This is a genomic window from Brenneria uluponensis, from assembly GCF_032395385.1.
Taxonomy (GTDB): domain Bacteria; phylum Pseudomonadota; class Gammaproteobacteria; order Enterobacterales; family Enterobacteriaceae; genus Prodigiosinella; species Prodigiosinella aquatilis.
In genome coordinates, this window is sequence record NZ_CP135917.1 from 1 (window position 1) to 25,840 (window position 25,840).

The window sequence follows — 25,840 nt, forward strand, 5'->3', positions numbered from 1 at the left end:
GTGTCACTTTCGCTTTGGCAGCAGTGTCTTGCCCGTTTGCAGGATGAGTTACCTGCCACAGAATTCAGCATGTGGATACGCCCATTGCAGGCGGAACTGAGTGACAACACTCTGGCGCTTTATGCACCCAACCGTTTCGTGCTGGATTGGGTACGTGATAAATATTTAAACAACATTAATGGGCTATTGACTGATTTCTGTGGCATTGATGCGCCGTTGCTGCGTTTTGAGGTGGGTAGCAAGTCTGTTATGCCGGTTTCTGTATCGGCAGGAAACCACATTGCCGCCGCTGCACCAGTAGCGCCAGTGCGAGTCACTTCTCCTGTGCGTCCGAGTTGGGACACGCCCCGCACACAGACAGAACATACTTACCGTTCCAATGTGAATCCCAAGCATACTTTCGATAATTTCGTTGAGGGTAAGTCCAACCAACTGGCACGTGCGGCTGCGCGGCAGGTGGCTGATAATCCGGGTGGCGCTTATAATCCGCTGTTTCTTTACGGTGGAACCGGACTGGGTAAAACCCATCTATTGCATGCGGTGGGTAACGGTATCGTCACCCGTAAACCCAATGCCAAAGTGGTTTACATGCATTCTGAACGCTTTGTGCAGGATATGGTAAAAGCGTTGCAGAACAATGCGATTGAAGAGTTTAAGCGCTATTACCGTTCTGTTGATGCGCTGCTTATTGATGATATTCAGTTTTTTGCCAATAAAGAACGTTCGCAAGAAGAGTTCTTTCATACTTTCAATGCCTTGCTGGAAGGCAACCAGCAGATTATTTTGACATCCGATCGTTACCCTAAAGAGATTAATGGGGTGGAAGATCGACTTAAGTCGCGATTTGGCTGGGGGTTGACGGTTGCTATCGAGCCACCAGAACTGGAAACCCGCGTGGCGATCCTGATGAAAAAAGCGGATGAAAATGATATCCGTCTGCCGGGTGAAGTCGCTTTCTTTATCGCCAAGCGGTTGCGTTCCAATGTTCGTGAGTTGGAAGGGGCGCTGAATCGTGTGATTGCCAACGCCAATTTTACCGGTCGTTCCATTACTATTGATTTTGTGCGGGAAGCACTGCGTGATTTGCTGGCGTTGCAGGAGAAACTGGTCACCATCGATAATATTCAGAAGACGGTGGCGGAATACTATAAGATTAAAGTCGCTGACTTATTGTCCAAGCGGCGCTCCCGATCAGTTGCTCGTCCGCGTCAAATGGCGATGGCACTGGCCAAGGAGCTGACCAACCACAGCCTGCCGGAAATCGGTGACGCATTTGGTGGTCGAGATCATACCACGGTGTTGCACGCCTGCCGTAAAATTGGGCAGTTACGTGAAGAAAGTCACGACATCAAAGAAGATTTTTCCAATTTAATCAGAACATTATCTTCATAACATCATGAAATTTATCGTTGAACGTGAGCATCTGTTAAAACCATTGCAACAGGTCAGCAGTCCCCTCGGGGGTCGGCCGACGTTGCCGATCCTGGGTAATCTGCTGTTGCAGGTGAGTGAAGGAATGCTGTCATTGACCGGCACTGATCTTGAAATGGAGATGGTGGCGCGTGTTGCGCTGGCCCAGCCGCATGAACCGGGCGCAACCACTGTGCCGGCGCGCAAGCTGTTTGATATCTGCCGGGGTCTGCCGGAAGGTGCCGAGATTGCCATCGCACTGGAAGGTGATCGGATGCTGGTGCGTTCTGGTCGTAGCCGTTTTTCATTATCTACTTTACCGGCGACGGATTTTCCCAATCTGGACGACTGGCAGAGTGATGTGGAATTTTCTCTGCCGCAGGCCACGCTCAAGCGGCTGATTGAGTCCACCCAGTTTTCAATGGCACATCAGGACGTGCGCTATTACCTCAACGGTATGTTGTTTGAAACCGAAGGCGAGGAATTGCGTACTGTCGCGACTGATGGACACCGTCTGGCGGTGTGTGCCATGCCTGTAGGGCAATCTTTGCCATCACATTCGGTGATCGTGCCGCGTAAAGGCGTGATGGAGTTAGTGCGTTTGCTGGATGGCGGGGACACGCCGTTACAGTTGCAGATTGGTACTAATAATATCCGTGCCCATGTGGGGGATTTTATTTTCACTTCCAAGCTGGTGGATGGCCGTTTCCCTGATTATCGGCGTGTATTGCCGAAGAACCCTGACAAAACGCTGGACGCCAGTTGCGATTTGCTCAAGCAGGCTTTCTCCCGAGCGGCTATTCTCTCTAATGAGAAGTTTCGCGGTGTGCGTCTGTACCTGAATCATAACCAGTTGAAAATCACGGCTAATAACCCTGAGCAGGAAGAAGCCGAAGAGATCCTGGACGTGCAGTATGACGGCACGGAAATGGAAATTGGCTTTAATGTCAGTTATGTACTGGATGTGCTTAACGCACTGAAATGCGAAGGGGTTCGTCTGTTGCTGACGGATTCTGTTTCCAGCGTGCAAATCGAAGATAGCGCCAGTCAGGCGGCGGCCTATGTGGTGATGCCGATGCGTCTGTAGTGGCATATGCTGGTCAATGGGGAAATTGTACCGCTGCTGTTTTAGCGTGCGCCGCACTGAATTATCAGGTGCGGCGTGTTGTTTCTGAAACGTGGGTGATCTGTGTTCGGCAAATCGGCTAAATGGTAGTGAAATGGCTTTGACCCGTCTTCTTATCCGCGACTTTCGCAATATTGAATCTGCCGATCTGGCGTTGGTTCCCGGTTTCAATTTTTTGGTCGGGGCCAATGGCAGTGGAAAAACCAGTGTGCTGGAAGCGATTTATACACTGGGTCATGGCCGGGCGTTTCGCAGTATTCAGGCCGCCCGGGTGATCCGTCATGATCAGCCGGAATTTGTACTGCATGGCCGTGTCGAGAGTGGGGCGTTTGAGCGCTCGGTTGGGTTGAGCAAGAACCGTCTGGGGGACAGTACCGTCCGCATTGATGGTAGTGACGGCCACAAGGTGGCAGAACTGGCGCAGTTGCTGCCTATTCAGTTGATTACGCCGGAAGGATTTACGCTGCTGAACGGCGGGCCTAAATTTCGCCGGGCCTTTCTGGACTGGGGTTGTTTTCATAATGAACCCGCTTTTCTCACGGTCTGGAGCAACGTGAAGCGGTTGTTACGTCAACGTAATGCTGCGTTACGTCAGGTGAGTCATTATGGACAATTAAAAGCGTGGGATCAGGAGCTTGTGCCGTTGACGGCACGTCTTAGCCAGTGGCGGGCCGAGTACAGCACGGCCATCGTAGAAGACATCACTGCCACTTGTGGCCAGTTTTTACCCGAATTTCCCCTCACCTTTTCGTTCCTGCGTGGCTGGGATAAAGAAAGCGATTATGCCGAGCTGCTGGAACGGCAGTTTGAGCGTGATCGGCAGTTGGGTTATACCGCGTTGGGGCCGCATAAAGCGGATTTCCGTATTCGCGCTGGTGGTGTTGCAGTAGAGGATATGCTGTCGCGTGGCCAGCTTAAATTGCTGATGTGTGCCTTAAGACTGGCGCAGGGTGAATTCCTCACCCGGCAGAACGGGCTGAAGTGCCTGTATCTGATTGATGATTTTGCTTCTGAATTGGATAGTACCCGCCGCCGTTTGTTGGCTGAACGGTTGAAAGCCACCCAGGCGCAGGTATTTGTCAGCGCGGTCAGTGCTGAGCAGATCGGCGACATGGTTGGTGAAAAGGGCAAGATGTTCCGCGTGGAACAGGGTAAAATAACTGTTCAATCACAGGACTAATATGAGCGAGAAACGTTGATGTCGAATTCTTATGACTCCTCAAGTATCAAGGTATTAAAAGGGCTGGATGCGGTACGTAAACGCCCGGGTATGTATATCGGTGATACAGATGATGGTACCGGTCTACATCACATGGTATTCGAGGTGGTGGACAACGCTATCGACGAAGCACTCGCTGGCTACTGTAAAGATATTGTTGTGACGATTCATACCGACAACTCGGTGTCGGTGCAGGATGATGGCCGCGGTATTCCTACCGGTATTCATGAAGAAGAAGGCGTGTCTGCTGTTGAAGTCATCATGACGGTGTTACATGCTGGCGGAAAATTTGATGATAACTCTTATAAAGTATCCGGCGGTCTGCACGGTGTGGGGGTTTCTGTCGTCAATGCTTTGTCGGAAAAGCTGGAACTGGTAATTTGCCGCGAAGGTAAAGTTCATGAACAAACGTATCGTCATGGCGTGGCGCAAGCGCCGCTAAAAGTGGTGGGCGATACGGAGAAAACCGGTACGACGCTGCGTTTCTGGCCAAGCTATGAAACGTTTACCAATCAGATTGAATTTCAGTTCGACATTCTTGCCAAGCGCCTGCGTGAGTTGTCATTCCTGAACTCCGGTGTTGCCATCCGTTTGTTTGATGAGCGTGAAGAAGGTAAGTCCGAGCATTTCCATTACGAAGGCGGTATCAAAGCGTTCGTGGATTACCTCAACCGTAACAAGACACCGATTCATCCAACTGTGTTCTACTTCTCTACGATGAAAGATGGAATCGGTGTTGAAGTGGCGTTGCAGTGGAACGATGGCTTCCAGGAAAATATTTACTGTTTTACCAATAATATTCCACAGCGTGACGGTGGTACGCATCTGGCCGGTTTCCGTGCCGCGATGACGCGTACCCTCAACACTTATATGGATAAAGAAGGCTATAGCAAAAAGGCCAAAATCAGCGCCACTGGCGATGATGCCCGCGAAGGTCTGATTGCTGTTGTCTCGGTCAAGGTACCCGATCCTAAATTCTCTTCCCAGACCAAAGACAAGCTGGTTTCATCAGAAGTCAAAACCGCTGTTGAATCGTTGGTGAATGAGAAACTGGTGGACTATCTGATGGAAAATCCGTCGGATGCCAAAATCGTGGTGGGCAAAATTATTGATGCCGCCCGTGCTCGTGAAGCCGCGCGTAAAGCGCGTGATATGACCCGCCGTAAAGGGGCGCTGGATTTGGCTGGTCTGCCGGGTAAGTTGGCAGACTGTCAGGAACGCGACCCGGCGTTGTCTGAACTTTACCTGGTGGAAGGGGACTCGGCGGGAGGCTCGGCCAAGCAGGGCCGTAACCGTAAGAATCAGGCCATTTTGCCACTGAAAGGAAAAATCCTGAACGTCGAGAAGGCCCGCTTTGACAAGATGCTGTCCTCGCAAGAAGTTGCAACGCTGATTACCGCACTGGGTTGTGGTATCGGCCGTGATGAGTACAACCCGGACAAACTGCGTTATCACAGCATCATCATCATGACCGATGCGGATGTGGATGGCTCTCACATTCGTACACTGCTGTTGACGTTCTTCTATCGTCAGATGCCGGAAATTGTTGAACGTGGGCATGTGTTTATCGCACAGCCGCCGTTGTATAAAGTAAAAAAAGGCAAGCAGGAACAATACATCAAAGATGATGAGGCGATGGACCAGTACCAGATCGCTTTGGCGCTGGATGGTGCCACCTTGCACGCTAACGCCCATGCGCCAGCGTTGGCGGGTGAGCCGCTGGAAAAACTGGTGACCGAACATTATAGCGTACAGAAACTGATTGGCCGCATGGAGCGTCGTTATCCACGGGCACTACTGAATGCTTTGATTTATCAGCCGCAACTGAAAGAAGAGATGCTGGATGATCGTGAACAGGTGCAGCAGTGGATGGCCGCGCTGGTTAGCCATCTGAATGAAAACGAGCAGCACGGCAGTGCGTACAGTGTGGTGATTCGTGATTCTCAGGAACGACATGAGCCGGTGCTGCGGGTGCGAACTCATGGCATGGATACTGATTATGCGCTGGATTTTGCGTTTATTCATGGTAATGAGTATCGTAAAATCAATCAGTTAGGTGAAAAATTACGCGGCCTGATTGAAGAAGATGCTTATATAGAACGCGGTGAACGCCGTCAGCCTGCCATCAGTTTTGAGCTGGCGCTGGAGTGGCTGGTGAAAGAGTCTCGCCGTGGTTTGGCTATTCAGCGTTATAAAGGGCTGGGCGAGATGAACCCGGATCAGTTGTGGGAAACCACCATGGACCCGACCAGTCGCCGCATGCTACGCGTTACGGTGAAAGACGCTATTGCGGCTGATGAACTGTTTACTACGCTGATGGGTGATGCTGTAGAACCGCGTCGGGCCTTTATCGAAGAGAATGCCCTGAAAGCGGCAAATATTGATATCTGATATCGCTTTCCATATTAATTCCCCCGTCAGCGGGAATTAATATGCATACCATTACCCTATTTTGCTCTGGACACCGGCTTACGCAGGTGTCCTTTATTTTTGTTCATAACGCGGTCAGCGACCGCTGTTTAACACTGTGCAGTTCCTGTATCAGCGTCATGATGGCGGTGATGATCATAAAAATTACAGCTGACCAGAAAATCGCATGCGGATGTCCCTGATCCAGCAACCAGCCAAAGACGACCGGGCCACCTGCTCCCCCGATGTTAAATCCCGTAGTAACAATCCCGAAGACTCTGCCTTCCGCGCCAGCCGGTGAAGCCGCACGTACCAGCATATCCCGCGAAGGGGCAATCATCCCGGACAAAAATCCGGCGACACCCAGTAGTGGAATCAATACGGTAGCCGGCAGCGAATAGGTTGCCACAATCGCCACCAGACAGGCGGTAATTGCCAGAGCGCCGGTTGCCACCAGACCGTGGTGTTGCGTTTTATCCGCCAGTGAGCCGCCGGCCAGTACGCCAAAAGCGCTGGCAAACAGGAACGCGGTCAATGCCATATTCGCCTTGGATAATGGCAGACCATAACCGGTGACAAGCGCCGTTACTGAGAAGTTCTGAATGGAGTTGGTGCTCAGATTAAGCAGCATGAACAGCAGCAGCAGTGTCATGATGGGTAAAGTAAACACCCTGATGCGGGATGACTTGGCTTCAGCCCGTTTAGCGACAGTACGCACCGGTGTCTCATGCTCGGTTAGCAACAAGGGAATAGTCGCCAGACTCAGTAAACCGGCGGTAATAAATGCACTTTCGATACCGGTGAATGATGCCATCGCCAGGAGTACGCCGGGCGCTACCGCTGTCCCTAAAAACCCAGAGAAGGTATGAATGGAAAATGCTCTTCCCATCCGGGTTTCATCAATGCCGCGGGACAATAAGGCATAGTCCGATGGGTGATAGACTGCATTGGCTACGCCAGCCAGCGCCATAGCTGCCAGCATCCAGGTATAACTGGTGAAAAAACCGAGAGATAAAAAACACAGGCTGCCCAGGGTCAATCCGGCAATCAACGTGCGGCGGGCACCGATACGGTCTACCACAAAGCCGGTGGGGGTTTGTACGCAAGCCGAAACCACATTGAACACACCCAATGCAAAACCAATTTCCACGAAGCTGATACCGCGTTGTGTCGAAATCAATGGCATCAATGCCGGGAGCACCATCATATGAAAATGACTAACCCAATGCGCAGATGATATCTGTGCCAGTAACGGTATTTTCGGTAATTTCATCGTATTTTATGTATCCGCTGATAATCGGGTGAACCGGTGAGAGACGGCCGCTATCCCAAGGTCGATGAGCGATATAGCCTAGCATATCGTTCGAATAATGAGATCCCTGTCTTTCGATGAAATGATGCTTATAGATAGGGTAGTTAGAGGATGCTCACGGTGATCCGAATCCCTCGCACCAGCAAGGGATTCAGAACGATCTGTCAGATTCAGGTGAGTTTGAATACCAGTACAGTTTGCGCCAGATGTTTGGCCTGATCCTCCAGCGAAGCTGCTGCTGCCGTCGCTTCCTGCACCAGAGCGGCGTTTTGCTGAGTGACACCATCCATTTCATGTACTGCCTGTGTGACCTGGCTGATACCGCGTGATTGTTCGTCGGAAGCGGAGACAATTTCTTCCATAATATCTTTTACCGACGTCACGGCGTGCAGCATTTCCTGCATGGTAGCGCCTGCGTTTTGAACCAGCGCGACGCCACTCTCTACGCGAGTGGCCGATTCAGCGATCAGCGCCGTGATATCTTTCACTGCATCACCACTCCGCTGGGCCAGACTGCGTACTTCGTTGGCCACAACCGCAAACCCTCTGCCTTGTTCACCCGCCCTGGCAGCTTCCACCGCAGCGTTCAGCGCCAGAATGTTGGTCTGAAAGGCAATTCCGCTGATAATGCTGGTAATTTCGGCTATTTTCTTAGAGCTGTTGTCAATTTCACCCATAATATTAATGACCTGGCCGACGATAGTGTCGCCTTTTTGCGCGATTTGCGTGGCGTTCTGAGTCAACTGTGTAGCGTTGTGTGCATTGTCGGCATTCTGTTTCACGGTCGCCGTGATTTGTTCCATGCTGGCGGCCGTTTCTTCCAACGCGGCGGCTTGCTGTTCGGTGCGAGAAGCCAGATCGGTATTGCCAGCGGTGATTTCTGATGCTCCATGACTGACCGATTCACTGGTGGACATCAGTTGTTCCACAACCGACTTCAATTGTTGCTGCATGACCGATAATGCGTAGAAAATGCTGCTCTCATCTTTGGGCTTTAGCGGAATGTGGCGGGTAAGGTCGCCTTGCGCCACAGCCAGTGCGATGTCAGCGGCTTCCATCGGCTCACCGCCCACTGGACGCAGAACTTTGCGGGTGAAAATAAAACCTACCACGGCGGAGACGATGACAATACTTATCAATGTCAGCAGGATGGCGATATTACGCTGTCGCTCCGATTTCGCCATTACGACATCAACCGGAACCGAGAGACCGAGCATCCATGGTGTGCCGGTATTACCGATAGTAATGGGAACATAAAAATTCATTACGTTGGTGTTCAGGAAGGGGCTGATTTTCTCCTCTTGATACTCTTTACCGCTCTGGATGCTGGCTAGTAAATTTGGGTCATCCTCTACTTTTTTCGTAATAAGTTTCTTATCTGGATGTGAGATATAAGCACCCGAAGAGGAAAGTAACTGAGCATAACCAGCCCCTTGGTAGGGTTTGATGCTGTTAGTCAGTTTCTGCAATGTGTCGAGAGAAAAATCGGCGGTGACAGAGCCGTAGAACTTATTGTTGACGATAATCGGGACTGCAATTGATGTCAGCAGTACATCAACACCGTTGTAAGGATAACTATAGGGTTCCAGAATGACTTCTTTTTGCAGCTTGCGCGGTAACAGATAGTAGTCGCCGCTCCCGGGGGTTTCGTAGTCAGTCAGGTTGTGCAGTGCGATATTGCCTGCGGTGTCACGGTCAACATAGCGGACAAAGCGACCTTTGGGATCCTGTTCAGGCTGCCCGGCATACTGACTATCTTTACCGTCGAAGGCATCCGGTTCCCAGGCCAGTGACATGGACAGGAAATCGGGGTGACTCTTTAGCGCGTTTTTCAGCAGGGTTTCTGCTGTTTTACGGTCTGGGTTCCCCGCTTCCTGCAAGCTAATCATGCTTTGTACCAAATCACGGGCAGCGAAGAGGGCGACATTTAATTTGTTCTGAATCAAATAGGTGTTGGCGTATGTTGTTTGTTCCAGATATTGCCGAGCGAGCTTCTTTTCCTGTTGACTGGATTGCCAGATCAGTAATCCGATGGTGATGATAAAACCTAGTGCAATGGTAGAGATAGCGGCGATGAGAACCAGTGCCCGAGTACTAAGCTTTTTGTTATGGGAAGGCGTCTGAGGTAAAGAACGAGATGATGCAGAATAGGAAACCAATTCATTGGACATTTGATAATTCCCCCTGATAGACAGGTATTAAATATTTAATAAAATCAGTAAATTGGGTTTTCCTTGTGGTTTTTGATTTTTCCGTAAAGTGATATAAATCACAATAAAAACATCGGCGTTACGTGATGTTTCTTTAATGTATTTCTCATTTTATCTGACGGTTATTTCTCTGGCCTCACCGTATAGAGGCGCGTTAGCATATCAATAGTTAACTTGGTATCGGGAAGGCTATGGCTATTAAACTGATTGCAATTGATATGGATGGAACATTACTGACGCCACAAAATCTGATATCGCCCGTGGTGAAAGACGCGATAACAGCGGCGAGAAATAAAGGCGTCTATGTTGTTCTGGCGACGGGCAGACCTTTTATCGGTGTGAAACGTTATCTGATGGAGCTGGATTTGCAGCAGGAGGATCATTATTGCGTGACCAATAACGGGGCGTTGGTACAGCGCACGCTTAATGGTGACTGTATCGCGCAAACGACGCTCAGTTTCGCCGATTATCTCTATTTTGAGTCGATGTCCCGCGAACTGAAGGTACATTTCCATGCGTTGGATTTTAACTACGTATATACCACCAATAAAGATATCAGCGCTTACACCGTTTATGAATCTCATCTTACCGGTATGCCGCTGAAGTACCGGGCGCTAGAGGAGATGGATCGCAGTCTGCGATTCCCGAAAGTGATGATGATCGATGAACCGACGCTACTGGACCGGGCAATCAAGCAAATTCCACCGCAAGCTCTGGAGCGTTACACCATCATGAAAAGTGCGGAATACTATCTGGAAATTCTGGATAAACGCGTCAATAAAGGTGAAGGGGTGAAAATGCTGGCTGAACACCTGAACCTGGACCGTGCGGAGGTGATGGCGTTGGGTGATCAGGAAAACGATCTGGCGATGATTGAATATGCCGGGCTGGGCGTGGCGATGGGGAATGCTATCGGCAAAGTGAAAGAGGTCAGCCAGTTTGTGACCAGAAGCAATGCGGAAGATGGCGTCGCTCACGCCATTGAGAAATTCGTACTGAATAGGTAACCCGCCAGTAGCGGTGGATTACCTTGGATAATCAGTCGTTGAAGAATATCTGTTTGATGGCGAGTTCGATGCCACGAACTTCCGCCAACCCTTTTAAACGCCCGATGGCGGAATAACCAGGATTCGTCTTTTTCTTCAGGTCATCCAGCATCTGGTGGCCGTGATCGGGACGAATCGGAATCGATCGGGTGTTGCCTGCCTGGCGGCGGCGGTGTTCTTCAGCGAGAATGGCTTTCACCACATTGACCATATCCACATCGCCGTTAAGGTGCGCGGCTTCGTGGAAACTTTTTGGGTTCTCTTCCCGGCAGGTGGATCGCAGATGGGTAAAATGGATGCGATCGGCAAAGGTTTCGATCATGGTGACCAGATCATTATCGGCACGGACGCCATAAGAACCGGTGCACATGGTAAAGCCATTGTTGATGCTGTCCACGGTCTTTTTCAACCACTGCATGTCTTCAAAAGTGGAAACGATACGCGGTAGACCGAGAATAGGACGCGGTGGATCGTCTGGGTGTACTGCCAGTACGACGCCAGCTTCTTCCGCTACCGGAACGATGGCCCGCAGGAATTCCGCCATGTGCTCACGCAATTTGATTTTATCGATGTGGTCATATCGTGCTAACTGAGCGCGGAACTGATCCAGGGTATAGCCCTCTTCGGCGCCGGGCAGACCTGCAATGATATTGCGGGTTAACTTATCAATGTCGGCCTGGGTCATGGCAGCGAAGTAATCCGCGGCCTGCTGTTGTTCCTGTTCGGTATAAGTCTGTTGCGCGCCGTGCCGCTTGAGGATATGTAACTCAAACGCGGCAAACGCGGTGTAATCAAAACGCAATGCCCTGGAGCCATCTGGCATCGGATATTCCAGATCGGTACGCGTCCAATCCAGCACGGGCATGAAGTTGTAGCATACGGTATCAATGCCACAGACACCGAGATTACGCAGTGACTGCTGGTAGTTGGCAATATACTGGCGGTAGTGACCGGTCTGGGTTTTGATATCTTCGTGAACCGGCACGCTTTCCACGACTGACCAGGTCAATCCTTTCTCTGCCAGAATCGCCTGACGTTTTTTTATCTCTTCCACGCTCCAGACTTCCCCGTTGGGAATATGGTGAAGTGCGGTTACGATACCTGTGGCTCCAGCCTGACGGGCATCATCCAGCGATACGGGATCGCTGGGGCCGTACCAGCGCCATGTATGTTCCATACTGTTACTCCTTACTGAATTGAGGGATGTCATCGCTGCGGTTACGTCCCTCAGATGCGCTTTAAACCGGCAATGACGGTCATCGCCATTCCGGTGATGATAAGAGGGGTGCAAGGTCTGGTGGTCAGGCCACCAGACCTAATAACTATTTCACGACAGTGGGGTTATTTTCTGTGATTCAGATCACGTTAATAAGGGGGTTACTCGCCGGGATCATCGATGTTGACAACAAAGGTAAGGTGGGCTGAGCGATAATGTGTTCTTAACAACATGATGATTTAATTTTCTTTCCGTTTTTCTGGCTGTGGTAAGCTGCGGGCATATTGATCACGATGGTTGACTGTAGAAGGAATGTCAGGAGGAGATATGGTGTTACCGTTACCAACACTGAAAGTTGAACGACTTTACCGGCAAATATCCAATCTCCTGATTACTTGCATCAAAAACGGGCAGTTTGGCGCGGGCGAATTGTTGCCGTCGGAGCGTGAGTTAGCGCGCCAACTCGGCGTGAGCCGTTCCTCCATCCGTGAAGCGCTAATTGCGCTGGAGATTACCGGCTGGGTGGAAATCCGCACTGGAAACGGAGTGTATGTCAGTGATCCGCTGCCAGCCATAGCCACTTCACCAGTGGATGACGAATTCAGCTTGAAGTCGTTTATTCATGCGCGGCAAATTTATGAAGCCATGATGGCCGAACTGGCCGCACACAATGCTACTGATGATCAACGTGCCGAATTGCTGGAGATCACTCATGACCTTACGCGCCTGCATGTGAACGATGAAAAATTCCTGCATGAAGATAAACGCTTCCATTTGCTAATCAGTGAAATGTCCGGCAACGAAGTGTTGCGCGATATGATGGAATACCTGTGGAATAAACGTAAGACTCTCCGTTTCGTGCGGTTGGAAAGCCATTACGCGGATACCAACTTTCCGTTGGCAATGAATCAGGACCATACGGATATCACCAATGCGATTGTCGCGCGTGATGCGCCGCATGCACGGGCGTGTATGGAGCGCCATTTGCAGCATGTTTATGACCATCTTTTCGGCAGTGAAGAACAATAAGTCAAGTTCAGATATTCCACTGAAACTACCTGGTTTCGGTTAATTGGTTCGCCGAACGTGGCGGTCGCCTCACGTATCCCGGTTTTCTGGCTGGCAAATATTATGTTACGCCGTCAGGCTTTTTCCCCTCAATTTGCACCGTCATTAGTCTATTTTTGATTTTTTGTGTGACTGATATGTCCTTTCCGTGACGCGTTTCACAATGTCTCCTGATACATTTTGCATTTCGTGAACCCATTATCACCTTTGATTTATTTCTATGGAAAACGGTTTCCGTATTGTTTCCAATCTGCACGTAAACCACGGTATCTCGAGGGATTCGGAATGAAAAAGATCATGCTTTGTTGCTCTGCCGGTATGTCGACCAGCCTTTTGGTCCGCAAGATGCTTGATGTTGCCAAAGAACGTCATGTGGAGGTGGAGATTGCCGCATATCCCACCAACGAGTTCGATGAGCAGGTCGGTGGTTACCAGGTGGTATTGTTGGGGCCACAGGTCAAATATATGTTGCCGGCGCTACAGAAAAAAGCGTCTGCGAAAGGTATTCCTATCGCGGCTATCGATATGATGGATTACGGCATGCAGCGTGGTGACAAGGTGCTGGATTTCGCATTTTCGCTGATCGAACAAGGACATGACGCATGAGTAGCCTCTATCAGTCGATGGTGGATATCATCGAACAGAAAATTACGCCACTGGCCGGTACGGTGGGGCAGCAACGGCATGTCATCGCTATTCGTGATGGATTTATCGCTGCCTTGCCTTTCATGATTATCGGTTCGTTTATGCTGGTGTTTATTTTCCCGCCATTCGCGCCAGAGACCACTATGGGATTTGCCCGCGGCTGGTTGAACTTTTCACTGGAATACCGCGAGCAGTTGATGTTGCCGTATTACCTTAGCATGGGGGTGATGACCTTCTTTATTTCCGTTGGGATTGGTGCGAGCCTCGGCAGACATTACAAGCTAGATCCGGTCATGACGGGCTTGCTATCGCTGATGGCGTTTCTGTTGGTTGCCGCGCCTTATCACGATAAGCAAATTTCTACACAATATTTCTCTGGTGAAGGGATTTTTACCGCGATTATCACTTCGATCTACGCCAGTGAAGTTTACGCCTGGCTTAAGCATCACAAGATAACCATCCGTTTGCCGAAAGAAGTGCCGACCGGCGTCGCGCGTTCTTTTGAGATCCTGATCCCGGTGCTGGTGATTGTGGCGACGCTGCATCCATTTAATTTGTTTATTCAGTCCGTTACTGGCATGAACATTCCTGCCGCCATCATGCATCTGCTGGCGCCATTGATTTCGGCATCCGACTCTCTGCCTGCTATTTTGATTTCCGTGTTTATCTGCCAGATTCTGTGGTTTGCCGGGATTCATGGCGCACTGATTGTGACTGGTATCATGAACCCGTTCTGGATGACAAATCTGGCGTTGAATCAGGCCGCGCTGTCTGCGGGTGAGCCGTTGCCGCATATCTATCTGCAAGGCTTCTGGGATCACTACCTGCTGATTGGTGGGGTGGGTTCAACATTACCACTGGCCTTTCTATTATTGCGCAGCCGCTCCGTCCATCTGCGAACCATTGGCCGGATGGGTGTGGTGCCGAGCTTTTTTAACATCAATGAGCCTATCTTGTTCGGTGCTCCAATCATCATGAATCCGTTGATGTTCCTGCCGTTTATTTTTGTTCCGATGGTGAATGCCATCTTTGCCTATATCGCCACCAAGCTTGGCTGGGTAGCGCAGGTGGTTTCACTGACGCCGTGGACAACTCCGGCGCCGATTGGTGCCTCGTGGGCGGCCAACTGGGCATTCAGCCCGGTGATTATGTGTCTGTTCTGTATGGTGACGTCGGCGATGATGTATTACCCGTTTCTGAAAGTCTATGAACACACCTTGTTGAAACAAGAGCAGGAAAGAGACCAACAGATGGCCGCCGAATCGACCGCTAACGTGTAGTTACCGGTTATTTATCGTGGCCAAATCGGTCATCGAAACAGTGAGAGAAACCATGATTTATCACTTTCCAACGGATTTTTGGTGGGGCAGTGCCAGTTCGGCGCCGCAGACTGAAGGCGATAGTCTCCATGGTGGGAAAAGCGCCACTATCTGGGATGAATGGTTTGCCCTTCAGCCCGGTCGCTTTCACCAGCAAGTCGGGCCTGCGGAGACGTCAACATTTTATCAGCACTGGCGTGAAGATATCGCGCTGCTGAAAACGTTGCATCACAATACCTTCCGAACGTCGATCTCGTGGGCGAGATTACTGCCTGATGGTGTAGGCGAGGTGAATCCACGGGCGGTGGCGTTTTACAACCAGGTAATAGATGAAATGCTGGCGCAGGGCATCACGCCGTTTATCAACCTGTTCCATTTTGATATGCCATTGGTGATGCAACGTCAGGGCGGCTGGGAAAACCGGGCGGTGGTGAAGGCTTATGGTGACTATGCCGCCACCTGTTTTCGCTTGTTTGGCGACCGGGTGAAGCACTGGTTTACGTTCAATGAACCGATCGTACCGGTGGAAGGCGGTTATCTGTATGATTTCCACTATCCGAATGTCGTGGATTTCAAGCGTGCGGCCAGCGTGGCCTACCACACTATGCTGGCACATGCGTTGGCGGTGAAGACTTATCGCGCTCAGGGTCAAGATGGTGAGATCGGTATTATTCTCAACCTGACACCGTCTTACCCACGCTCACAAAATCCAGCGGATGTTAACGCAGCGAACATCGCTGATTTGATGTTTAACCGTAGCTTTCTCGATCCCGCCTTGAAAGGGGTTTATCCGCAGGAACTGGTAGCGTTGCTGCAACAGTACGGGCAACTGCCCGCCTGCCAGCCAGAGGATAAGGCACTGCTGACGGAGGGTGTGGTTGATCTGCTGGGGATTAATTATTATCAGCCGCGCCGCATCCAATGCCGCGACAGCCTGGTGAATCCGGACAGCCCATTTATGCCCGAATGGTTCTTTGCCAGTTATGACATGCCGGGTCGCAAGATGAACCCGTATCGTGGCTGGGAAATCTATGAACCCGGTATCTACGACATTTTGACCAATCTGCGTCTTAACTATGGCAATCCTCGCTGCTTTATTTCTGAAAATGGTATGGGCGTCGAGAATGAGCAGCGTTTCAGTGAACATGGTCAGATTCAGGATGACTACCGGATAACGTTTATCCGCGAACACCTGAAATGGATACATAAAGGTATAACAGAAGGCGGCAACTGCCTCGGTTATCACATGTGGACATTCATTGATAACTGGTCGTGGTTGAACGCCTATAAAAATCGTTATGGCTTCGTACAACTGGATTTGACGACCCAAAAACGTACGCTGAAAAAGAGCGGTGAATGGTTCGCGGCGATGGCGGCGAGAAATGGTTTTGAAGCGGACTGAGGGGAAGATGCCATGAGAGATTTGGAAAGTACGGTTATGGAAATTATCGTCAATGCCGGACAAGCCCGCAGTTTGTGTTTTGAGGCATTACACGCTGCGCGAGAAGGTGATTTTGAACAAGCGCAGGCGTTGCTGAAGGAGTCTGACACCTTTTCCCGCATGGCACACCGGGTACAGACGGAATTGATTGAGGAAGATGCCGGGGAAGGTAAAATGCCCATGACGCTGATTATGGTTCATGCACAGGATCATCTGATGACGGCGATACTGGCTCGTGAATTGATTGAGGAAATGATCGCTCTCTATCAACGTCAGTCGTAAGAAAAGCGTTTGAGGAATGACTATAGATGAACGCCTTATCTTGTTGGCTTTCCTCCATTTTATTGTGTTTATGACGGCGGCCGGTAAAGATGTCCCTACTGTAAAGAGGTTCTTGTTATAAAAAATACAACAAGTATCAATGATGTAGCACGATTGGCTCAGGTGTCTAAGGCCACGGTATCTCGGGTGATAAGTGGTAGCCGGGGTGTGAAAGAAGAGAGTCGACAAGCGGTGCTGCGTGCGGTTGAAATTCTTAACTACCAGCCTAATTTTATTGGTCAGTCGCTGGCGAGTCAGTGCACGGGTTGTATTGGTGTGATTTGTGCCACCGAACATGTTCAGCAGGCGACCGGTTATTTGCAAGCGCTGGAAAAACAGCTCAGCCAGCATCAGAAGTATCTGCTGCTGCGTTTTGCCGATAATGCGCAGGCGGTTGATCAGGCAATCGCGGAGCTGAGTCGTGGGTTGTGTGATGCGGTGATGGTGGTGGGTGCGCGCTTTGATTTGCCGTCATTACCCGATGAGGTGGTGTTGATCGACTGTCTCGGCGCTGCATCAAAAAGCAAAATTGATTTTGATTATTTGTTTGCGACGGAAACCGCAGGTCACTATCTGATTAGCCATAACCGTAAAAAAATAGCGCTATTGAATTTTCACACCGGTGAGGCTGCCGAGCAGGTGATGCAAGGCTATCGTAACGCGTTGGAAAGCTACCCGTTGCCTTATAACCGTCAGTTGGTTATCGACTACGACGTATCAGTCAATATTGCTTTGCAGGGTTTGATCACCGCTAATGTGCAGTTTGATGCACTGCTGGTGACGGATTATTACATTGGGTTGGAAGCGGTAAAGATTCTGCGTCAATTTCAGCGTTCAGTTCCTGAACAGGTGATCGTCTTCAGTCTTGATGGCTGTGCAGTACAAATGTCTGGTGAACCTCATCTCCCGGCGATTAACTATCCGTTGGATGTGCTGGCGCAACGCGCTCTGCAAATGGTTAGCTTGCCATTTTCCGAGGATCTGCAATTCCCGCCATTGCGCGGTAGCCTCATCACCCCTTACTAAAGTGTATTCACGCAGCTTTTTTCGACCCTCCAGACAATAAAAAACCCCGGTTTGAAGTGGACACAGGCAAACCGGGGATGAGGGTAATAATAATGAATGAATTAACTATAAATTATCGCCGTACCGCGGAGCGTGTCATTACCGACAGCGGAGGTGATGTAATACGCTTTGGCGCCTTGCTGATCGGCTTTGGCCGCCAGTTTGGCTTGCAGTGAGCTCAGATCCCTGGCGCTGGCAGTGACTACACCGACTTTATGGAACTGCTGCGCCTGTTGGGCATTCACATATTCAGCAGCAAAAGAACCGAAAGAAACGGTGGACAGTACTGCAGCGATAGCGATGGTTTTCAGGTTTTTCATGATGCCTTTCCTTACTCTGTTAATGACAATGAAAGGTGTTTCCCTTTCGATGCAAGAAAGGTTACGCCTCTGCTTCTTGATTGGAAATCTAATGTTATTGAGCTTATTGTTCTATTTATTTGAAAGAAAAAACAGTCAAGTATTGTAAATAATTCAATGATTTTTAAGGTTTTTATATAATTTCGATTTTTTTATTATGATGTTCCAGTTTATTGCGATATATGTGGGCACATTCTATAGATAAAGAATATTAATTAACGTTTAGTGCTGTTTGTCAGCATATTGCCCACATTAATATCTTATCCAGAGATGAAAATTGGTTAGTTTACGATGTAATATCGTGTAAATCTTTGTTCACAGCTTTGACAGTTTAATGGGTGAATATTAATACCCGGAGAACAGCGGTTATTATCGTGCTGGACAGGGTGTGCATGTGGGGTGGCGACCGGTAGCTTGGTCCCGCCATTACGTTATGTTTTTATTCACGGTCCGGAAAATCCGGATGCAAACTGGCCCTATGATTTCCATCACCGTCACAGAGTGATGGTTCGAGATGACGCTCGTCATCAGGCAGTTACGTTGTGTGGTGGAAGTTCAGTTATCGCTTGCCGTTTTCTCCCTCCTGATGCCTTTTTTGAAAGGCAAAATCCCCGGCATCAATATGTTAAAAAATGGTTTCTTTTTGCCTGATAAAACCGTTTGACTTTCAGATGGTTATTTTTTGTTCACCGATCGACCTCACACTTCAAGTTAAAAAGCATTGTCTCTTTCTCTCTCTTTAAATACATTGCTAACTCGAGTTAGCAATGAGGAAGAGTCATGGAAAATGATTGCTTTATGGGCGTGGATGTCGGCTCTGCCAGTGTGAGAGCCGGCGTATTTGACAGCAGCGGTCGGCGACTGGCCTTTGCGGTACGGCCCATCCAGCAATTCCATCCCCGTGCCAATCTGGTGGAGCAATCATCAGCGAATATCTGGCAGGCGGTGTGCGACAGCATCCACGAGGCGCTGGCCGAGTCGCAAATTGAACCCGCGGGTATCCGCGCTATCGGTTTTGATGCCACCTGCTCGCTGGTGGCAGTCGGGATCGACGGTAAGCCGGTTTCCGTGGCGGAACAGGGTGAAGCTGACCACGATATCGTGATGTGGATGGATCACCGTGCTGTGGCAGAAACTGCGGCGATTAATGCTACCGGTGATGCCGCCCTGCATTACGTCGGTGGCGAAGTCAGCATTGAGATGGAGATTCCTAAAATTTTATGGCTGAAACACCATTTTCCTGAACGTTATCAACAGGTGTGGCGGTTTTTTGATTTAGCGGACTATCTGGTCTGGCGGGCAAGCGGTGCCGATGTTGCCAGCGTGTGTACTCTGACGTGTAAATGGAACTATCTGGCCCATGAAAACCGTTTCAGTGGCACCTTGCTTCAGGCAGTTGACCTGACGGATCTGCTGGAAAAGATACCGTCTCACATCCTTCAGCTTGGCGAAAAAGCGGGGGTGCTGAGTGCGGAAGCGGCACAACAGTGTGGGTTATTACCAGGCGTGGTGATCGCCAGCGGCATTATTGATGCACATGCCGGCGGGCTGGCGCTGGTTGGCAGCCAGCCGAAAGGCAGCCTGGCGATTATCAGCGGCACATCTAATTGTCATATGTTAGTGAACCCTGAGCCGGTCAGCGTACCCGGTGTCTGGGGGCCGTACTGGGGTGCAATGCTACCGCAGTGGTGGTTGAGTGAAGGGGGACAGAGTGCCGCTGGCGCACTGGTGGAGTGGACATTGCATCAGCATGCGGAGTGGACCGCGTTGCAGGCCCAAGCCAACCAGCGGCAATGCAGCGTTTACGAGATTTTGAACGAGTGGGTGGCATTGCTGGAACAGCGTGAGCCATTGCCGACTTGTCACTTGCATGTATTGGCCGATCATCACGGCAACCGCTCACCGCGCGCTAATCCTCATGCCAGAGGGACGGTAATGGGACTGACCCTGGAACAGGGACCGGATGCGCTGGCTCGGTTGTATCTGGCGACACTACAGGCCATTGCCTATGGCACCCGCCACATTATCGACAGCATGAATCAGGCCGGACATCAGATTACCCGGTTGGTGATGTGCGGCGGAGCAACCAAGAATCCATTGTGGCTGCGGGAATACGCCGCCATTACCGGCTGCGATATCCAACTGGTCAGCGAAGACGATGCCGTCACGCTGGGGGCCGCCTTACTGGGCGCTGTCGCCTGCGGTACTTATCCGTCATTGCCTCAGGCGGCAGCGGCGTTGGTTCACCCCGGCACATTGATCCGGGCAGACCGGCAACATCAGGCATTTCATGACGCCAAATACCGAATTTATTTGCAGATGTATCAGGATCAACAGACTGCCGAACAGCAAATGTGCCCGCTAGCGGGCACTGACGGCGCGCGGTAAGCCATCAGAATCATCCCGGCCAATGCCGGAACAGACATGCAGGAGCAAACGATGTTGAAACTCAATTTACCCGAATCCCCCGCCAGACTGAGTGCCGAGGCCGGAGAAGTGTTATTGGTCACCAATGCGGATTTGCGTGAACCCGCTAATGTGACGTGCTGGCCTACCCAACAGCAGTTTGAGAACACATTACAGATGGTTCTGGAGCAACTGGGCTATCGCATGAAGCGGGCTCATCCCGTGAATGCTGACCGTGGACACGGCTTTATCAGCAGTCAGCAGGAGGGTAGTGCGGTTTTTGCCGCTATCGATCCGGATGCACCGGTCATCGTGTTGCTGACCGCTTGGCAATATTCCCATCATCTGGCGCCATCGTTGGTGCATCATCGCGGCCCGGTGCTATTGCTGGCCAATTTTGATGGCACCTGGCCGGGGCTGGTAGGCATGTTGTGTATGGCAGGCTGTCTTACCAGTCTGGGACGAGCCTATTCTCGGATGTGGTCTGAAACCTTTGAAGATGATGATTTCCGCCAGGATCTATCCACCTGGCTGCGGGATGGCGCGGTTAGCCATAAAACCGGCTATCTCCACCCGGTTGCGCCTTCACACCCGGTATTGGCTACCGACGCAGGCCAGATCGGGCGTCAGGTCGGGGAGTATATTTTGCGCCACAAGGCGATTATCGGTCTGTTCGATACCTTCTGCATGGGCATGATTAACGGCATGTTCCCACAACAGGCGATGGTGAACACCGGTATGCCGATTGAATCTCTATCGCAGTCCGCCTTGCTGGTGGAAATGGATAAAGTGCCGACGTCGCTGCGTGAGAGCTGCCTGCAATGGTATGAACAACAGGGTATGCAGTTTGAATTTGGCACCGACGGTAGTCGGCAGTTGACGCGTGAGCAGGTACTGGAACAGTGCGCGATGATGATTGCCATGGCGCGTTTTGTGAAGCGTTTTGGGTTGACAGCAGTGGGTGTGCAGTATCAGCAGGGTCTGAAAGACAGTTGCGCTGCCTCTGACTTTGCCGAAGGCGCGATTGGTAACGCGGAGCGTTTCCCGTTGCCGGATGAGCAAGGCGAGATTATCCGTCCGGATATGGCGATACCCTGCATCAACGAAGTGGATATGGGCAGTGCGATTCCACAGGTAATGCTATGGCGACTGTTGCATGGTCTGGGCTTGCCGGCGGAAACCACGCTGCACGATATTCGCTGGGGTAGCGATTATCAGGACACATTCTATTGGGATCTGGAAATCTCCGGTGCGGTGCCGTTTGCCCATCTGAAAGGGGGCATCGCCGGAGCGACCGGTTATCGTCAGCCGCCGATGTTCTTCCCATATGGCGGTTCCACCATTACCGGTCAGAGCAAGGCCGGGCGCTTTATCTGGGCGCGCGCTCACTATGAAGGAACGCAGGTCATCATGCATATCGGTACTGGTACCGCAGTGGAATTGCCGCCTGCCGAGTTCGAACGCCGTCGCCGTGCCACCAACTATGAATGGCCACTGTTGAATGCGGTGTTGGATGGTGTCAACCGGGACGATCTGATGGCGGGGCACCAGAGTAACCATCTAACGGTGGCGTACGTCGACGAGGCACAACTGGGCGATGTCCTGAAAGCATTTGTGGCGCAGGCGCTGACACAGAATATCCGGGTCTTTATGGCGGGCGATGCCCATACGCTTTTGGCGGAGTGAATTATGCAGTACGACAGCGATCAACAACATAACGAGCAAAAATACACCGGCGTGTGGCCGGTAATGCTGACGCCATTCGATGAACGTGGCGAGATTGACTATGACTCGTTGGGTCGTTTGGTGACGTGGTATCTGGCGGCCGGGGTACATGGGTTGTTTGCTGCCTGCCAGTCGAGCGAAATGTTCTTCCTGAGCGATAAGGAAACCCGAGAGCTGGTGCGTTTTATCGTTGAGCTGGTGGATGGACGTGTACCGGTGGTGGCGTCCGGCCATACCGCCTGTGGCATCAGCCAACAGGTTGAGCAGCTTAATGGTATGGCGGAAACCGGCATAGATGGCCTGATCCTGATCAGTAACCGGTTGGCATTGTCGGGCGAGTCTGATCAGGTCGCGCTCGATCAGTTGCAGTTATTGACAGCACAGTTGCCTACCTACGTGGATCTGGGGATTTACGAATGTCCTTATCCTTACAAACGCCTGCTGTCTGATGACACGGTGGCGTGGTGCGCGCGTAGCGGGCGTTACACCTTTATCAAGGATACGTGTTGCGACCTGCCGACCATCAAACGGCGCTTACAACTGGCGCAAGGCACCCGGTTGCATTTGGCCAATGCCAACAGTCAGACGCTGCTGCCATCGTTGCAAGCCGGATGTCAGGCTTACAGCGGTGTGATGGCCAATTTCCATCCACAGTTGTACGTCTGGCTTTATGAGCACTGGCGTGAACAGCCGTTGCTGGCGCAACAACTGTCGGACTATCTTTCCACTGCTGCACTGGTGGAATTTCTCGATTATCCGGCCTGTGCCAAGCACTACCAGCAGCAATGTGGTAACTTCTCGACCCACATTTGCCGGGTGCGTAGCAGCGCGGCGTATGGCGAGAGCTTTTTTCCGGACGCCATCAGCAGCATGCTGCGACTGGGCCAGCCGTTTACAACGCAACTCAATCCTTAATCAGGCGTGACATAAAGAACAACTAATAACCAAAGGGGCCGCCATGACACTGACGCAGGTAAAACAACAATTACTGTTGCCCGCTGAACACCACTATTTTGGCAGTTGCCATGCCTCGACGGTGGTTTCCCTGCCGGGCAACCGTCTGCGAGTGGCGTATTTTGCCGGAGAGAAGGAAGGCAGCGGCGATACCGCTATCTGGTTGTCATGTGGTGAGCAGGGAAACTGGCAGCAACCGCTGTCGATCGCAGCAGAACCGGGATTGGCGCACTGGAACCCGGTATTGCACCATCAGGATGGTCGGTTATGGCTGTTTTATAAAGTCGGTGCGGATGTCCACCACTGGCAGACACGGATGACGGTATCGGATGATGATGGCGTCAGTTGGTCATCTCCCCGGCCATTGGTGGCAGGGGACTGCACACCACGCGGTCCGGTCAAGAATAAAGTGCTGGTGATGTCCAACGGTGAGTGGCTGGCCCCCGGCTCGGTGGAGGACGATCGCTACTGGGACGCGTTTGTCGATATCAGCGGTGATGGTGGACAACAGTGGCAATCCGTCGCAATACCGCTGACACATCAAACCCCGGCGGAGAACCATCAGGATGCGCTCTGGCAGGGGCTGAAACAGGATGCCTTGTGGGAAAACGATCTGACGCGGGTATTCCAGTGGGACGGGGTGATTCAGCCCTCAGCCTGGGAATCCGCTCCGGGACGAATCCATGTTCTGATGCGTAGTACCCGTGGTCGTCTGTATCGCAGTGATTCCGCTGATTATGGGCGTAACTGGTGCGACGCTTATGCTACCGCGCTGCCCAATAACAACAGCGGTATTGATATGGTCTCGCTCGGCCATAATCAGCTGGTGCTGGTGTATAACCCCGTCACTGGTAACTGGAGCCGGCGTTATCCGCTTACGGTCGCTTATTCCGCCGATAATGGCGACACCTGGGAGAACCTGATCGACCTGGAACAGGAACCTGGCGAGTTTTCCTACCCGGCTATCATCGCCGATGGTGACTCGCTACATGTGACCTATACCTGGAATCGGAAAAATATCGTTTATCAGCAGATCGTGTTCGGTCTGTGAATCTGTACCCTGAACCGCCCTACACAATAAAGTCATAAAAGGAGAAAACGATGAAAAAATATTGGTGTGTGCTTCTGGCCGCAGCGATGCCACTGCTGGCCACACAGGCTGTTGCCAAGCAAATGTTAACCTATCCGACGAGAAACATTGAAGTCATTATCCCCAAAAATCCTGGTGGCGGTACTGATACCTCCGCCCGGACGCTGCTTGAGTATGCTAAAGATCGGCTGCCGAAAGGCATTATTTTTGTCCCGGTCAACAAGCCAGCCGGCAATGGAGTTACTGGGCTGATTGAAGTCGCGAAAGCCAAACCGGATGGTTACAAACTGGTCATGACCACAGTTGAGCTGGCGATGTTCCCTTATCAACACAAATCCCCCGTCACCTATAAAGATTTTACGCCATTGGTGACCACTATCGCCGACCCGGTGGCTATCGTGGTGAAAGCGGATTCCAGTTACAAAACAATGGAAGATTTTATCCAGGCGGCAAAACAGCATCCAGGAAAACTCATGGTGGGTAACTCGGGTATGGGGGCGATTTATGATCTGGCCACTGTGAATATTGAGAATAATACGCACACCAAATTCAACCATATTCCTTATAACGAAGGTACCGGCCCATCTATTGCCGCATTGGTCGGTGGTCATCTTGACGCGGTGCTGACCACGCCGGGGGCGGTTAAATCACAAGTTGATGCCGGTATTTTGCGCGTGCTGGCGGTAATGGACGACAAACGTTTCGCGTTGTTCCCCGATGTTCCCACCATCAAGGAGGCGCTGAATCTGAACTTTAACGTGAAGATGCGTGCCTGGGCAGTGTTGGCCACCACGGCGAAACTGCCGCCGAAAATCGAAAGCCAACTGGTGAAAACCTTTACCGAAGTGGTTAATGAACCGGCTTATAAGGAAGCGTTGAGAAAACAAGGAATTATGCCGGTGACCATCGTGGGTCAGGATGCAGCCGACATGATGAAAGAGGATGATGCCATGTATAAGCAACTGATCGCTGAAACAATGAAAAAATAATAAGTGACAACTACCGCCGGAAGCCCGGCGGTAGGGAGAATCATGATGCGTAAGTGGAACCTGTTAATTGGCTTGTGTTCGATAGGATTGGGCGGACTGATGCTGTTCTTGTCGCGCAACATGGCCATGTTTGATGCATCCGGTGTGCCGGGGGAACGGTTTTGGCCTTATGGTCTGGCGTGGTTGTTTATTGTGCTTGGCCTATTCCAGTGGATTGCGGTGATTAAGGATCGGCATCAGGTGGATATTGCCGTTGATCTGTCGTCGGTTTATGTGCGGCGTCCCTTGATTTTGGGGGCGATGGCAGTGGTGTTTGGTGTGTTATTAAATTACGCGGGATTCCTGGTTTCGGCGTTGCTGTTTATTCCCGGTGTCATGTTGTTTATGAATGAGCGTCGTCCCTGGTTTATCGTGCTGTCGACACTGTGCATTGTGGTGGTGATCTATTGCGCCTTTACCTACCTGTTTAACTCCCCACTGCCGACCTCGGTTTTCAGTGAGTCCTGACAT

At 51.1% G+C, this 25,840-nt stretch carries 22 protein-coding genes; 18 read left to right on the plus strand and 4 right to left on the minus strand.

Going from position 1 to position 25,840, the window contains the following annotated elements; genetic code table 11:
- From dnaA to gyrB, 4 genes are all read left to right on the plus strand, one after another.
- Positions 1 to 1,392 carry a chromosomal replication initiator protein DnaA gene (dnaA, locus tag RS889_RS00005; protein ID WP_021013688.1) on the plus strand — a complete coding sequence of 464 codons (1,392 nt, stop codon included), beginning with the start codon at positions 1 to 3 and terminating at the stop codon, positions 1,390 to 1,392.
- Between the two features lie 4 nt (positions 1,393 to 1,396).
- Complete coding sequence (dnaN, locus tag RS889_RS00010) at positions 1,397 to 2,497, plus strand: DNA polymerase III subunit beta (protein ID WP_021013687.1); 1,101 nt, start codon at positions 1,397 to 1,399, stop codon at positions 2,495 to 2,497.
- A 133-nt stretch (positions 2,498 to 2,630) separates the two neighbouring features.
- On the plus strand, positions 2,631 to 3,716 hold the full coding sequence (recF, locus tag RS889_RS00015) for a DNA replication/repair protein RecF (protein ID WP_021013686.1): 1,086 nt from the start codon (positions 2,631 to 2,633) through the stop codon (positions 3,714 to 3,716).
- Positions 3,717 to 3,734: 18 nt separating this feature from the next.
- Positions 3,735 to 6,146 carry a DNA topoisomerase (ATP-hydrolyzing) subunit B gene (gyrB, locus tag RS889_RS00020; protein ID WP_315708902.1) on the plus strand — a complete coding sequence of 804 codons (2,412 nt, stop codon included), beginning with the start codon at positions 3,735 to 3,737 and terminating at the stop codon, positions 6,144 to 6,146.
- 103 nt (positions 6,147 to 6,249) lie between these two features.
- Here gyrB and RS889_RS00025 read toward each other — a convergent pair whose 3' ends face one another.
- Positions 6,250 to 7,437, minus strand: a complete 1,188-nt coding sequence (locus tag RS889_RS00025) for an MFS transporter (RefSeq protein ID WP_315708903.1) — start codon at positions 7,435 to 7,437, stop codon at positions 6,250 to 6,252.
- A gap of 209 nt (positions 7,438 to 7,646) precedes the next feature.
- Positions 7,647 to 9,647: a methyl-accepting chemotaxis protein gene (locus tag RS889_RS00030; RefSeq protein WP_315708904.1), complete on the minus strand. Its 2,001-nt coding sequence runs from the start codon at positions 9,645 to 9,647 to the stop codon at positions 7,647 to 7,649.
- Positions 9,648 to 9,877: 230 nt separating this feature from the next.
- On the opposite strand from RS889_RS00030, the gene yidA reads away from it, so the two are divergent.
- Positions 9,878 to 10,693 carry a sugar-phosphatase gene (yidA, locus tag RS889_RS00035; protein WP_021013682.1) on the plus strand — a complete coding sequence of 272 codons (816 nt, stop codon included), beginning with the start codon at positions 9,878 to 9,880 and terminating at the stop codon, positions 10,691 to 10,693.
- A gap of 31 nt (positions 10,694 to 10,724) precedes the next feature.
- Here yidA and uxuA read toward each other — a convergent pair whose 3' ends face one another.
- Complete coding sequence (gene uxuA / locus RS889_RS00040) at positions 10,725 to 11,909, minus strand: mannonate dehydratase (protein WP_021013681.1); 1,185 nt, start codon at positions 11,907 to 11,909, stop codon at positions 10,725 to 10,727.
- Positions 11,910 to 12,275: 366 nt separating this feature from the next.
- Here uxuA and RS889_RS00045 point away from each other — a divergent pair, with 366 nt between their 5' ends.
- From RS889_RS00045 to RS889_RS00070, 6 genes are all read left to right on the plus strand, one after another.
- Positions 12,276 to 12,977, plus strand: a complete 702-nt coding sequence (locus RS889_RS00045; protein WP_315708905.1) for a FadR/GntR family transcriptional regulator — start codon at positions 12,276 to 12,278, stop codon at positions 12,975 to 12,977.
- 324 nt (positions 12,978 to 13,301) lie between these two features.
- Positions 13,302 to 13,622: a PTS sugar transporter subunit IIB gene (locus RS889_RS00050; RefSeq protein ID WP_315708906.1), complete on the plus strand. Its 321-nt coding sequence runs from the start codon at positions 13,302 to 13,304 to the stop codon at positions 13,620 to 13,622.
- Positions 13,619 to 14,941 (plus strand): PTS sugar transporter subunit IIC, encoded by a 1,323-nt coding sequence (locus tag RS889_RS00055; RefSeq protein ID WP_315708907.1) that lies wholly within the window; start codon positions 13,619 to 13,621, stop codon positions 14,939 to 14,941. Before RS889_RS00050 ends, RS889_RS00055 begins: the two co-directional genes overlap by 4 nt.
- A gap of 52 nt (positions 14,942 to 14,993) precedes the next feature.
- Positions 14,994 to 16,382, plus strand: a complete 1,389-nt coding sequence (locus tag RS889_RS00060; protein WP_315711182.1) for a glycoside hydrolase family 1 protein — start codon at positions 14,994 to 14,996, stop codon at positions 16,380 to 16,382.
- Between the two features lie 12 nt (positions 16,383 to 16,394).
- Positions 16,395 to 16,703 (plus strand): PTS lactose/cellobiose transporter subunit IIA, encoded by a 309-nt coding sequence (locus RS889_RS00065; RefSeq protein WP_290181016.1) that lies wholly within the window; start codon positions 16,395 to 16,397, stop codon positions 16,701 to 16,703.
- 162 nt (positions 16,704 to 16,865) lie between these two features.
- On the plus strand, positions 16,866 to 17,768 hold the full coding sequence (locus RS889_RS00070; protein ID WP_315708908.1) for a LacI family DNA-binding transcriptional regulator: 903 nt from the start codon (positions 16,866 to 16,868) through the stop codon (positions 17,766 to 17,768).
- Positions 17,769 to 17,869: 101 nt separating this feature from the next.
- On the opposite strand, the gene bhsA is transcribed toward RS889_RS00070, so the two are convergent.
- A complete protein-coding gene (gene bhsA / locus RS889_RS00075; protein ID WP_290181015.1) occupies positions 17,870 to 18,127 on the minus strand; it encodes a multiple stress resistance protein BhsA in 258 nt (85 codons plus the stop codon).
- A gap of 438 nt (positions 18,128 to 18,565) precedes the next feature.
- On the opposite strand from bhsA, the gene RS889_RS00080 reads away from it, so the two are divergent.
- The 7 genes from RS889_RS00080 to RS889_RS00110 all read left to right on the plus strand — a co-directional run bounded on the left by RS889_RS00080 (position 18,566) and on the right by RS889_RS00110 (position 25,837).
- Positions 18,566 to 18,817, plus strand: a complete 252-nt coding sequence (locus RS889_RS00080; RefSeq protein WP_315708909.1) for a DUF3748 domain-containing protein — start codon at positions 18,566 to 18,568, stop codon at positions 18,815 to 18,817.
- A gap of 129 nt (positions 18,818 to 18,946) precedes the next feature.
- Positions 18,947 to 20,554 carry an FGGY-family carbohydrate kinase gene (locus RS889_RS00085; RefSeq protein ID WP_315708910.1) on the plus strand — a complete coding sequence of 536 codons (1,608 nt, stop codon included), beginning with the start codon at positions 18,947 to 18,949 and terminating at the stop codon, positions 20,552 to 20,554.
- 51 nt (positions 20,555 to 20,605) lie between these two features.
- Positions 20,606 to 22,258: a signal transduction protein gene (locus RS889_RS00090; protein ID WP_315708911.1), complete on the plus strand. Its 1,653-nt coding sequence runs from the start codon at positions 20,606 to 20,608 to the stop codon at positions 22,256 to 22,258.
- A 3-nt stretch (positions 22,259 to 22,261) separates the two neighbouring features.
- Positions 22,262 to 23,212 (plus strand): dihydrodipicolinate synthase family protein, encoded by a 951-nt coding sequence (locus tag RS889_RS00095; RefSeq protein ID WP_315708912.1) that lies wholly within the window; start codon positions 22,262 to 22,264, stop codon positions 23,210 to 23,212.
- A gap of 43 nt (positions 23,213 to 23,255) precedes the next feature.
- A complete protein-coding gene (locus RS889_RS00100; protein WP_315708913.1) occupies positions 23,256 to 24,302 on the plus strand; it encodes a sialidase family protein in 1,047 nt (348 codons plus the stop codon).
- A gap of 50 nt (positions 24,303 to 24,352) precedes the next feature.
- Positions 24,353 to 25,330 (plus strand): tripartite tricarboxylate transporter substrate binding protein, encoded by a 978-nt coding sequence (locus RS889_RS00105; RefSeq protein ID WP_315708914.1) that lies wholly within the window; start codon positions 24,353 to 24,355, stop codon positions 25,328 to 25,330.
- Positions 25,331 to 25,372: 42 nt separating this feature from the next.
- Positions 25,373 to 25,837 carry a tripartite tricarboxylate transporter TctB family protein gene (locus tag RS889_RS00110; protein ID WP_237160203.1) on the plus strand — a complete coding sequence of 155 codons (465 nt, stop codon included), beginning with the start codon at positions 25,373 to 25,375 and terminating at the stop codon, positions 25,835 to 25,837.
- The last annotated feature ends 3 nt before the right edge of the window (positions 25,838 to 25,840 follow it).